Consider the following 12,819-nt stretch of genomic DNA (forward strand, 5'->3'; position numbering starts at 1 on the left):
TACAGAATTTATTTAAAATCCCACTGTCTAAAAGTTTATTTATTTGGGAATCCCTGAGCTGTTTTTACTTCCTCAATTTGTTCTGTATGCCTTAAACTATGCCCAGCTATAAATAATAAAGACCGATACGCATCTGCATAATCCTTATTAGGTGTTTGTGTTATATGGTTACGAAGATCATCCAGTGACGTTTGATTGATAAACGCAAGTGTAACAGCCCGCTGTTTTTCCATATTCTTAATCAATTCATCTAAATCATAATCGGTCTTTGAAGGCTGGAGTGCATCAGGTGCTTTAAATTTTTTACTGCGATCTTCCATCATCGTTAGCACTTGTTTATCTTCCCCCTTAATCTTTGAACGCATTTCCGGATTTGCCGGCTTCTTAAGCATTTCTTGCACCATACCGAGCAACATGCCCTCCGTTTTTGTTATATGCTCGATGCATTGACCAATTGACCAGCTTTCAGCGCTTGGCTTAAAGTTAATTTGCTCGCTGCTTAAACCCTTTACGTCGTTTAGCAGACGTGTATCCGCTCCATCAAACACGCTCAGTAACGTATCTTTATTGCCATCATTAAAAACCTTTGCTTTTGTTATCCCTGTTCCAAGCAATAGAAAAGCCAAAAAAATAATTTTTCTCATATCTATAGATTTTATAATTGATAAAATTAGATACAATTTATGGTTTTTTATAGGGAATAAACGACAATTATCAGGTAACATACGACAAAAATAACCTTCAATTGCTTTGATTGCGAAAGTTATATCTCTTATATTTGACAGGTAGTACAACAGGTATTTATTGCTAACCAATACATCATTTTCTAAATAAAAGCTCGGCTCGCAGCTGATAAAAGCGGTAAATAGGACAAAGCTTGTAACCCTTAAAATTAAAATAGCACACCAATGAAACATATATCAATATTGATTCCGCAAGGCCACACCAGCTTAGCTAACATTGAAGGTAGTCAGCATATATTTTCTGAAGTCAATGAATGTTTTACACGGGCCGGCAAGCATCCATTATTTAATATCAAACTAGTTGGAATTAACCCGAATACTAGCCAACGAAACGGTGTATACACCATCAAGCCAGATCTTTTAATCCATGAGGTAAACAAAACCGACCTCGTAATAGTGCCTGCCATGCTTGGAGATATGGAAAACGCGCTTCAAATAAATAAAGATTTTATGCCTTGGGTTATCCAGCAATATGCGCAAGGAGCAGAAGTGGCTAGTTTCTGTGTGGGAGCTTTCTTTTTAGCAGCCGCCGGTTTGTTAGACGGGAAGCAATGTGCCACGCACTGGCGATTTGCAAATGAATTCAGGAAGATGTTTCCAAATGCCAACTTGGTTGATGATAAAATCATGACCGAAGATCATGGAATATATACCAGTGGTGGCGCCTATTCTTACACCAATTTACTTTTATACCTAATAGAAAAACATGCCGGTAGAGATGTAGCCATTATGATCTCTAAAATGTTTATGATTGATATAGATCGCCATAGCCAATCGCCCTTCATCATGTTTAGAGGTCAAAAAGAACACGAAGATAACCTCATCATAAAAGCGCAGGAATTTATAGAAAAAAATTTCAAAGACAAGATAACGGTAGATCAGCTGGCTGACTTATTAGCTTTAGGGCGCAGAAGTCTTGAACGTAGGTTTAAGAAAGCCACTTGTAACACGGTAACGGAATATATACAGCGCGTAAAAATGGAAGCGGCTAAAAAAGAGTTAGAAACTAGCCGAAAAACCGTGAGTGAACTCATGTATGAAATAGGCTATTCTGACACGAAAGCGTTTAGATCGACCTTTAAGAAGGTTACTGGCCTTTCTCCGATAGAATATCGTAATAAATATAACAGAAACTCAATATTAATACCTTAATGATATAGGTATTATCCCATATCTTCTTCAAAAAAGTAAACAATAAGCATGACCGCTTTATAAGAGCCTATATTTCTAGGTGTATGCTGTATTCTGCCGTCGAATAAAATCGAATCTCCGGCACTCATTAATATGTTTTCATTTTCAAAACGATATTCAATTTCTCCAGAAAGAATATACTTATATTCGAATGCTAAGGTTTCAACCATAGGCCGAGAAGCATTTGGTTCTAATTCCAGTAAGACAATATCTACCGTAGAGTTTTTGATATTTCTCGTAAATATGCGATGGTAGTGAAACCCGATGGCCTCTTCTTTTTCAAAATGACTATATTCATCCTTCTTTTTCACAAGTATGGTCTTATTTGCCTTCCCGCTCCCAACATCTTTGAAAAAGACATTTAGATCCACATCCAAAGATCGAATAATCTCAATAAGCACCATTAATGAGGGTACCACCCGATTGTTTTCAATCTGCGAGATCAGGCCCTTACTCACAGAAGCCATATCCGCAAGTTCTTGCACCGTGATACCTTTATTTTTTCTTCGCTCTTTAATTTGATTGCCTATCTGGATAAGAATATCGTCTTTCATGTAAATATGTCTAAGAATTGTATGTTACAAATATATCAGAGCAAGGGGACTAAAACAAGAATTGAAAAAATCACCCGATATTTTATAAAGAAAAGATCATCAACATGAGATCAACAGATTTTCTCAACTGTCACCCTTTACAAGCGGACGTCAATATTACCTGTATGCGAAATTCCGCTCTTCATATAATACCTGTTTATTTACTATTAAGATCTGTATCCATATGCGTACTGATTTTGCCATTTTAGGTACTTTTTTTCGAAATGAGGTTTCTTTAAATACGCTATCGGGATTTCGCGGGAATAAGCTTAGAGGGCGAGTACATCAAAGGCAGTAGGTGTATACGCGCGAACTGAATACAACATTAAAACTAACGTGGAAGGATAGGTTCCTTATTATTTCTAAACACGTATCTTTAAGAAAAATAAATCATGAGTACACGACCAGATTTTCCGACTAAACTTCGGACTTCCACGGCGTATCGGGTGGAGCGGCTCGGTATATTTTTCTATAAAGTGCTTGTATGGCTCTTTTTAGGTGTCATCATCGGTTCACTTGTAGCGCTGATGCAGGGCTTTATGCCAATCTGGTTCATCGTTGTTTATATTTTTGGTTCCATCGGTCTTGGCTGTATTTTTGCATTGTTATTTTTCCTATATACCGACCGCAAACAGTCACTTGTCTCAGCACCCAACCACGGATCTGGCAGTAACAACGCTGCACCGGCACGTATAGATGCGATTTATTTTGGTGGTGTGCGAATGATGGAAACACGCGATTTGATGGTCATCGAAGTAACAGTATTTTCGAGGTTACAGATACCGTACCAGACAACAATACGCCAATTCATGACGGCGGAAGATATCGATCAGCTGCACGCGGGTGATGTCATCACGTTTTATGAAGATACACGCGACTACGGATATGGTACCGTATCGCCGAAAACACCAGCCGAAATAATCCGGGCAGACGTTAAAACTTTTAAGGCAAATAAGATCTATCCCGAACGGCAAAAAACGGGGCTCTGGCTATTGATTGGACGCAACCCAAACATGTTTACGCGATCGATAAGCTTTATATTGATTATCACCATATTTGGCATCGGCTTTCTTTCGCCATACATGGTCTCCGGCAATGTTGACTGGCTCTTATTGAAAATAAAGCATTTCCCCCAAAAGTTTATTTTTCAAGATAAAGGCAATTTTAATCCGGAAGAGTTCAAAAAAGCCTATGATAAGGCCATCGGATATATAGGTGACCAGCGTATCGAATCACTGCTTTTTTACAAGAGCTTTACTCAAGTAACAATAGAACCAGCAGATAAACCCGGTTATCTCCGGAGTAGAACCATTCGTGGCAACTCCGTTGAATGGCCTTTTATGACATGGACGATTGATGATCAGGATCGTCTATTCACATTGAAGTCGATCCGGTATGACCTACTCAAAAAAGCGTTAGACAATGCTGCCACCGACCATGAGCTCAAGAATATCATGTACATTGGCTTTCGCAAAGGCATACGCTGGGGAACGCGTGACCGTCGTATCCCACCGGACTATAAACAAAACCACATTGATATCCACATCGTGTTTGAAGGAGGCAATGAATCACTGGATTATAACGGTGAGACAGGCGAACGATTGCCGAAATAAGGAGATAAGATATGACACCTTTATCAATTTAATGCAGAGCAACCATGACATATCGATTTAATAAACGAAGAAATAGCGTTAGCTAAAGAGAGTCGAATCAAAATCTACATTCAAAACCCCTAAATAGATTTGAGCTTTTTTTAAAAGAAAAACACCACTCTGCTTATCGCAGAGTGGTGTTGTAGCCCGTAGGGGAATCGAACCCCTGTTTCTAGAATGAAAATCTAACGTCCTAACCCCTAGACGAACGGGCCATTTATCCCGATCAAGAATTCTATTTCTGTTTCGGGACTGCAAAAATACAGTTAAGATTTATATTTCAAAAAAAAATTAAAAATATTTTAATCATGTAAAGATTATCGCCCATAATACCTTACCATCGTTTGCAGCCATTCTATGTGTTCCAAAGACAATTGGCCCGACTTTAGACGCCAAATCCAGTTATTTCCAGTAGTAGCTGGAATATTCATACGAGCATTCTCCGAAAGTGCCAACACGTCTTGTAGAGGTATTATAACCAACTTAGAAACAGATGCATACGCTAACCGGATAATTTCTTTGCAAACGGTATCATTCCCGGCTTTATGCCCTATGTATTGTTGTAGGCGCTTTCTATCAGCATGGCTAAGCTCCGTTGTATACCAGCCTTTGATCGTATTATTATCATGTGTACCCGTATAAACCACACTATCATATGAATATTGATGAGGGATGTGTACAGAATAAGGTAAGTCCTCTCCAAATGCAAATTGCAAAACGCGCATGCCCGGTAACTTAAACTGATCACGCAACTTATATATACCTTCATGGATATCGCCCAAATCTTCTGCTACAAAAGGTAATTCATCAAATAGATTAGACAGCACCTGAAAGAAGTGTTCACCAGGGCCATTTTTCCATTCGCCTTTAATAGCTGTCTTTTCATCTGCTGGCACTTCCCAGTAATCACAAAATGCCCTAAAATGATCTAAACGTAACAAATCATATAACTTGAGGTTTTTATTTATTCGTGCAATCCACCACGCATATTGCTGTTTCTTGTGGGCATCCCAATTAAATACGGGCATGCCCCACAGCTGGCCATCCGTATTGAAATAATCAGGTGGAACACCGGCAACACCCAGCATTCTTCCTGAATCATCCAACTTAAATAATTGCTGGTTAGCCCATACATCTACCGCATCATAATTCACATATATAGGAAGATCACCAAAAAGCTGTATTGATAAAGCATGACAATAGTCCTGTAAGGCTGTCCACTGTTTAAAGAAAATATACTGCTGCCACTGAACAAATAAAGCATGTTTTTTATTTTTGTTGACCACACTATCTATAGATCGCTTTTGGCGATGCTTGAGACCATTTGGCCATTCAGACCAAGGTTTACCCTGCTGGTCTCTTTTAATAACTAAATAGGCCGTAAAATCATCAAGCCACCCGGCCTCCTCTTTTAGAAATGATAAAAAGCTTTCATACGCTGGTGAGGTTTTATTGATGGAAAAATGCTCAAAAGCCTTTTGTAGTAACTTTTGCTTTACTTCCTCAACCTTAGCATAATTTACCTTGCCATCGTTTACTACCACTGCATCACGTAAATCCTTTTTCGTTAACAAATTTTCTTTGGCAAGTTCGACTAAACTAATAAGCAATGGATTTCCCGCAAATGCTGAAAACGCACTGTAAGGAGAATAATGTTCTTTACCCCCTGCCGGATTCATTGGAAGCATTTGCCAATAACTTTGTCCTGCCTTAGCCAACTGCTTTGCAAAAATAAATGCTTGCGGACCTAAGTCGCCAATTCCAAAAGGAGACGGTAAAGATGATACTGGCATTAGAATTCCTGCACTGCGTTTTTTTTCTTTTTGTGTTGCATGTAAAACAATTAATGGTAGCCTATTTTGAAATATATCATTTAGCCTTAAATCCTGCTTAATTTTTATTTCTTCTGCACCAAACAACTCTTTGAACTTTGTTGGCCAATCAACTGGCCAATCCAAACGCGTGTCCTTCCAATTGATATTTTCTGGCAAACAATGCTGCTCTTCACACAAAGCAGCAAGATGCAGCGGTATGACAGAAACACTCCAATTATGTTGATATCTTCTGGCAAAAGCCATTATATGTTTGCGGTACCTGCCACGAACACGTAGGGGTAAGTATATCCCCTTCTTAAAGAGCTCATTATGCTTTCGCCTAAAATGCAACAACTGTTGAATAACAAATAACTTTACTTTTCCGTTTTGCCGATCTTGCCATAAGCTCAAGAAATCGGAATGCCCGGCAATTAGGGTTTTTAAGGTCTTTCTCCTTATAGCATAATTAACGGGACGCCGATTATCGGGATCCACTAAACTCAGATCCCAACCCTCTGTGCCCTGATAAAGATCAGGCACTCCCGGCGTCGTGAGCTTTAAAGCTATTTGAGCTAGGGAAGATAACATGCCTTGATCGTTAACATACTCCCACAACGGGTACCATATTGGCTGTAACACTTCTTTTGCATCTATCAATAAAAACGCAAAATTCACGCACCTTTGCTCGTACTCTTCATGCGGAACAGTCCAATCGCTACGTTCTTTAGCTTCTCGCAATGCTTTCTGTAAATAGCCTGTTAAACGCTCATAATAGTTCTGTCGGTCATTATATTCAGCGGGATAGGATGCAATTAGTGTTTGGTAGATAAAATACCGATCATTTGCATCAGGTAAACACGCCTTATCTAGCTTATTGTCTATTGTAGTTTCTAATTTTTTCACTACGTCCTTCCACCAGTTTGGTAAGCAGCTCAGTGCATGGAGTCGGGCACGAGTGTCCTCTCCTCTTTTAGTGTCGTGCGTTGCCGTACTATTCATTGTAAGTGGCCAATACTGTTGGCGCTGCTCCATCGCTTCATGAAATTGTTTCACTGCCATACCGAAAGCACTTGGAGCATCCCCTACCTCATTGCTTGCTATAAAACGATTATAGGTATACATCAAGGTATCTTCTACTCCTTTCGCCATTAACGGACCTGAAAACTGCATCAATCGTTGATAGAAATAACATAATCGACCATTGAACTTGCCGTCTGCTACTGTAGGCTTATTTAATAAAAGGTCTTCTAAAAGATTAACAGCTGAAGCAATTTTGGGTTTCCGCTTCCTTATTGTATGAAAAATAGTGCTGAGTGCTTGCTGTTCGGAAAAACTCAAGGGTAGCTTATTACCATAAAACCTATAGACAGGAAAGTAAATCAGTATGTTTGCAATTGCTTCTTCTAGATTTTTTTCACCCACTTCATTCCATACTTGTTTAGGTACCAGCTTCAAAGACTTCAATAATTGAAATAAATTATCTTGCTCGCCCCTCATGTGCTGCCTTAGTATAAAAGATTTTTTTTGGGCAATCTGCTGTTGAACAGTTGTCTGCTGTGGCACAAGGTTCTGATGCAAAGAATCAAAAGCTTTTTCATTTTCACGCATTGTAAACAACCTATTGGACATAGCCAGGTAGTCATAGCCTGATGTTCCTTGAATATTCCAGTCTACAAGCAACTGTTCATGCGCTTCTAAAATCTTCTCAGCTACAATATAAACCTCATTTCCAACAAGATTACGCAGGTCAGAAAGGTATTTCGCTGGATCGAATAATCCATCTATATGATCTATCCGCAGTCCTTTGAATACACCCTCTTGCACCAGTTGTTTGATAAAACTGTGCGTAAGATCAAAAACATCTTTCTCCTGTACTTGGAGACAAATAAGGCTATTGACCGTAAAAAATCGACGGTAATTAATATGAGCACTACTCTCCTTCCAATCACAAAATTCATAATACTGCTTATCGCATAAAGCCCGCAACATCTCTTTATTTTCATTTACCTGGTCTATCAAATCTTGCAAATAACCGAGTATGCCTGACTGCGACAAGGCCTTCGTCCATATTTCTGAAATGTGCTGCCAGACCGCTTGAAATTGATCCTTATCTTGAATAAGTTCTAATTGAGTTAAATGTTGCTGTAATGTTTTCACTATTGCTGGCCTTCTTCCACCGGGCTTCAGTTGTAGTAAATACGCATATCCTACGGCATTAACCGGATAAATCTGATCAAAATATGCCAGTTTAAGCTTATTGTCTTTCAGGACTAACTTTAACTCTTCGTGAGAAATAACTTCAGATAAAGACCTACCCAAAAAAGGAACCATAAGGGGTCCATTAAAAAAATGGCTGCTAAAACTGGTATCAAAAACGTTGGCATATCGAGCATATTTTCCATTTTCCATACACTCCATTAACCAAGTATTTTCTGGATGGAAAGCCATATGATTCGGCACAATATCTTGAATCCAAGCTATTTGTTGTTTTTGAAGTGCACCGGAGAGTCGCCTTAAATCTTCTAAGCTTCCGATCTCAGGATTGACTATTAGTGGATCAACAACGTCATATCCGTGCATACTTCCTTGGACAGCTTTAAAAATCGGTGAAGCATATACACTCCCTATTCCTAATTGAGCTAAGTATGGAACCAAGCGTTCCGCATCTTTAAATGTAAATTTTTTATGGAATTGGAAACGATAAGTGGATACGGGATTAAATACCTTTTTCATGGCTTTTTTCTGGTTTCATTTGAAAGACAGAAGCACTTTCTGCAGCCATTTGGACTTCTTCAATAGGAGATCTGCCTAAATCTGTTTGTGTTTTCTTAAGAATGCCTTCGGTATCGAAGATTCTAATTAAGTTTCCTTTAAAAGGAAGTGTTATATGTTGAATATGTGAGCTGAAATTGAATACGAAAAACAAGGATTCCTGTTCATCCCATCTATTAACAACAAGTGATTGCTGATCTACGAAAACTACAGTTTTAACGCGCAATTGATCTAAAGTACGCCAAGCTGAATGTGATTTCCGCAATGCAATGAGCGTTTTATAAAACTGAAATATAGCCATATGTGTTTCGCTTTCAAGCAATGACCAGTTAAGTTTCGAACGATCAAATGTTTCCATAGACATGGGATCAGGTGCTTCTCCTCCACTATGAAATTGTTCGAATTCTTTTCGCCTTCCTTCCTGTACAGCCTTCGCCAATTCCGCATCCGTATGGCTTACGAAATATTGAAAAGGTTTCGTCTCGCCATATTCTTCACCCATGAAGAGCATTGGCAAATAGGGTGCTGCCAAAACAGCTGTCACCATCGTCTTTTGCAAACCTTTACTATATAAGACGCTGCTTCTTTCTCCCAGCATGCGGTTACCTACTTGATCATGATTCTGGGAAAAGACAATGAACTGCTCGCCCTTTGCTCCAATAGCCGCATTACCAAATGTCTTTTTTCGATGAGGAGAATAAATTCCATTATATACGTAAGTTTCGGTAAACGATTTTGCCAAGTGGATGATGGGCTCAAAGTCGGCATAATACCCCAGCTGTTGTTCACCGACACTGACTCGCAGTGCATGATGAAATTCATCAATCCATTGGCCATGCAGACCATATCCATCATCTTTTGGATGGCGAATATAACGGACATCGTTAAGATCGCATTCCCCAATTAAATAATAATGTTGGCCAGTTAAGCGACCGAGCTCATCTGCCGCTTCTCGCATGGCCGACAAGATATGTTTGGCCCCAAAATCCTTTATCGCATGCACAGCGTCAAGTCTAAGCGCATCAATATGAAAATCACGAAACCACATAAGCATGTTTTCAATAATAAACTGACGTACGCCATCGCAATATGCATCATCAACATTAACGGCTTTGCCCCAAGGGGTATGATATTTATCTGTAAAATAAGGTCCGTAAGCTTCCAGGTAATTCCCTTCTGGCCCTAAATGATTATATACCACATCTAATATCACCGCTACTTTTTTCTTGTGGCAAGCATCTACCAAACGTTGTAAACCTCGAGGACCTCCATAGCTATTCTGCACGGCAAAAGGATAGACGCCATCGTATCCCCAATTCCTTTCGCCTGGAAACTGAGCTACAGGCATCAGCTCGATAGCGTTGATACCTAAATCTTTAAGATAATCTAGTTTGTAAATTAATGCATCGAATGTTCCTTCTTCAGTAAACGTACCAACATGAAGCTCGTAAATAATATATGCTGCTTGCGTTGGATTTTTCCATTCCTGATCTTCCCATTGATATAACTGAAGATCAACCACTTCTGAGTAACCGTGCACGCCTAACGGTTGGAAAATCGAAGTAGGGTCTGGTAAAGGCGCTTGTTCATCTATACTAATTTTATATCGTTGTCCGGCAAACAGCGCCTCCGTCTTGCCCGTCCAAAAGCCGTACTCATTCTTTTTTAAAGGTATTCTCCTCCCTTCTTCAAGCACGACTGTTACATTTTCCTTATTCGGGGCCCATACAGCGATGGAACATTTCTTTTGTTTGATAGTTACACCTAAAGTACGTCGCTCAATAGTTGTTTGCATATTAATGATTGTTATCCGTCAATCAATGGGGCATGAAGCAGTACAATTGAACGCCCTTCCACTCTTACTATGTCGCCGGGCTTACATTGGTCTTCATCATTCAATTGCGCGTTTGAAGTATCTAGTATCTTTGTCCATTCCTGTCCATATTTTTCTGCCGGTAACTTGTAGTCAATAGTCCCATCATATGCGTTAAAAATCACATAAAAATGATCATCATAAATTTTATTACCTACTTGATCAACTGAACGAATCCCCCTACCGTCAAGATAGACGGCAAGCGACTTGGCATAATCGTTATCCCAAGCCTCGTCGGGCATTATGTTTCCTTCAGGCAAAAACCAGACAATATCTTCTACCCCTGCTCCTTTTATTTTCTGACCCATAAACCATTTACGTCTACAAAATGTTGGATGTTTTTGCCTAAAATGAATGAGTCTTTTTGTAAAATCCAGTAGTGAGGTATCGGCGTCATTCCAATTATACCAGGATAGTTCATTATCCTGACAATAGACGTTATTATTGCCATTTTGAGTACGACCTAACTCATCGCCACCTAATAACATGGGGACACCCTGAGATAAGAATAGCGTCACTAAAAAATTACGTTTTTGCTTCATTCGTAAAGCCATTATATCCTGATTATCTGTCACCCCCTCCACTCCACAGTTCCATGAACGATTGTGGCTCTCGCCATCCTGCCCCCCTTCCCCATTTGCTTCATTATGTTTTTCATTATACGAAACAAGGTCGGTAAGCGTAAAACCATCATGTGCGGTTATAAAATTGACGCTTGCAGTTGGCTTTCTATAATCATCCTGATATAAATCGGAACTACCGGTAAAGCGTGACGCAAATTCTCCTAATTTACTATCTTCCCCTCGCCAAAAATCACGTATACAATCTCGATATTTACCATTCCATTCTACCCAACCAGCAGGAAAATTTCCTACTTGGTAACCGCCTTCTCCAACATCCCATGGTTCGGCAATCAGCTTGACCTGCGAAATGGTAGGGTCTTGATGAATAATGTCAAAAAAAGCACTCAGTTTATTTACGTCATGGAATTCTCTCGCTAATGCTGAGGCGAGGTCAAACCGAAAACCATCAACATGCATGTCTAAAATCCAATAACGTAAGCTATCCATAATTAACTGCAACACATTGGGTAGGTTTGCGTTGAGGGTATTGCCCGTACCGGTATAATCCATGTAATAGCGTGCATCATCTGTGAGTCGATAATAAGAGGCATTGTCGATGCCCTTGAAACTTAAGGTTGGTCCAAGCTCATTGCCTTCTGCCGTATGGTTATATACCACATCAAGAATTACCTCTATTCCTCCCGCATGTAGGTTCTTAACCATTTGTTTAAATTCGATCACTTGCTCACCGTTTACACCGCTTGAGCTGTACTTTACATCGGGAGCAAAGAAACCGATCGTATTGTATCCCCAATAATTATTGAGTCCATTATTTTGCAAATGTCCGTCGTTAACAAATTGATGTATTGGCATTAGTTCGATAGCCGTTACACCTAATTCTTGCAAATATTTAATAGTAATAGGATGCCCTATCGCGGCATAGGTCCCGCGGATATCTTCTGGTATTTCTGCATGTGAAATAGTAAAGCCCTTCACATGGGTTTCATAAATAATTGTTTCATGATATAAGGTATTAGGTCTTTTATCATCTCCCCAATCAAATGAATGATCTATTACCACCGATTTAGGAATATAGGGAGCACTATCCTGTTCATTAAAGCTGGTATCTTTTTCTTCACTTCCTAAGTCATAGCCAAAAATGGATTCATGCCATTTAATCGCACCTGCAATAGCCTTGGCATAAGGATCGATCAACAATTTATGTGGATTAAACCGATGCCCTTCTGTAGGAATGTAGGGGCCATAAACGCGAAAACCATATTTTTGTCCAGGTCTCAAATCAGGTAAATAAATATGCCATATGTCATGACTGCGCTCTGTCATTGGAATGCGTTCTTCTGTCGCATCCGATCTTTCTGAAGTAAACAAGCACAATTCCACCCCTTCGGCATGCTTTGCAAAGAGTGCAAAGTTTATGCCCTTTCCGTCATAGGTGGCACCCAAGGGATATGGACGGCCAGGATAGTTTTTTTTTCTCATACTTAAATTATTTTTGACCGTCACACTATTCAATCAGGAATCAAATTTGTATAGATTAAATATTAGATGAGTAGCAATTAAATTAGGAAAAAACTAGCCATCTACTCAAACCACTTAA

General features: G+C 39.4%; 7 protein-coding genes and 1 tRNA gene. 2 read left to right on the forward strand and 6 right to left on the reverse strand.

Translation table 11 applies throughout. From position 1 onward, the window contains the following. Positions 1-35: 35 nt before the first annotated feature. On the reverse strand, positions 36-644 hold the full coding sequence (locus BMY50_RS25375) for a DinB family protein (RefSeq protein WP_162276675.1): 609 nt from the start codon (positions 642-644) through the stop codon (positions 36-38). Positions 645-908: 264 nt separating this feature from the next. Here BMY50_RS25375 and BMY50_RS25380 point away from each other — a divergent pair, with 264 nt between their 5' ends. Then, entirely contained in the window at positions 909-1,895 is a 987-nt protein-coding gene (locus tag BMY50_RS25380) for a GlxA family transcriptional regulator (protein WP_093331578.1), read from the forward strand. Positions 1,896-1,906: 11 nt separating this feature from the next. Here the strand turns inward: BMY50_RS25380 and BMY50_RS25385 are convergent, their stop codons facing one another. Beyond that, entirely contained in the window at positions 1,907-2,488 is a 582-nt protein-coding gene (locus tag BMY50_RS25385; RefSeq protein WP_093331583.1) for a helix-turn-helix domain-containing protein, read from the reverse strand. A gap of 431 nt (positions 2,489-2,919) precedes the next feature. Here BMY50_RS25385 and BMY50_RS25390 point away from each other — a divergent pair, with 431 nt between their 5' ends. Continuing rightward, positions 2,920-4,140, forward strand: a complete 1,221-nt coding sequence (locus BMY50_RS25390) for a hypothetical protein (protein ID WP_093331587.1) — start codon at positions 2,920-2,922, stop codon at positions 4,138-4,140. A gap of 182 nt (positions 4,141-4,322) precedes the next feature. Here BMY50_RS25390 and BMY50_RS25395 read toward each other — a convergent pair. From BMY50_RS25395 to glgX, 4 genes are all read right to left on the reverse strand, one after another. After that, a tRNA-Glu gene (locus BMY50_RS25395) sits at positions 4,323-4,394 on the reverse strand. Positions 4,395-4,496: 102 nt separating this feature from the next. Next, on the reverse strand, positions 4,497-8,726 hold the full coding sequence (gene treY, locus BMY50_RS25400) for a malto-oligosyltrehalose synthase (protein ID WP_093331591.1): 4,230 nt from the start codon (positions 8,724-8,726) through the stop codon (positions 4,497-4,499). Next, on the reverse strand, positions 8,710-10,560 hold the full coding sequence (gene treZ, locus BMY50_RS25405) for a malto-oligosyltrehalose trehalohydrolase (RefSeq protein WP_093331594.1): 1,851 nt from the start codon (positions 10,558-10,560) through the stop codon (positions 8,710-8,712). The genes treY and treZ overlap by 17 nt, the downstream gene beginning before the upstream one ends. Positions 10,561-10,571: 11 nt before the next feature. Beyond that, positions 10,572-12,701: a glycogen debranching protein GlgX gene (glgX, locus tag BMY50_RS25410; protein ID WP_093331598.1), complete on the reverse strand. Its 2,130-nt coding sequence runs from the start codon at positions 12,699-12,701 to the stop codon at positions 10,572-10,574. Positions 12,702-12,819: the final 118 nt, after the last annotated feature.

Source organism: Olivibacter domesticus (genome assembly GCF_900109575.1).
GTDB lineage: Bacteria > Bacteroidota > Bacteroidia > Sphingobacteriales > Sphingobacteriaceae > Olivibacter > Olivibacter domesticus.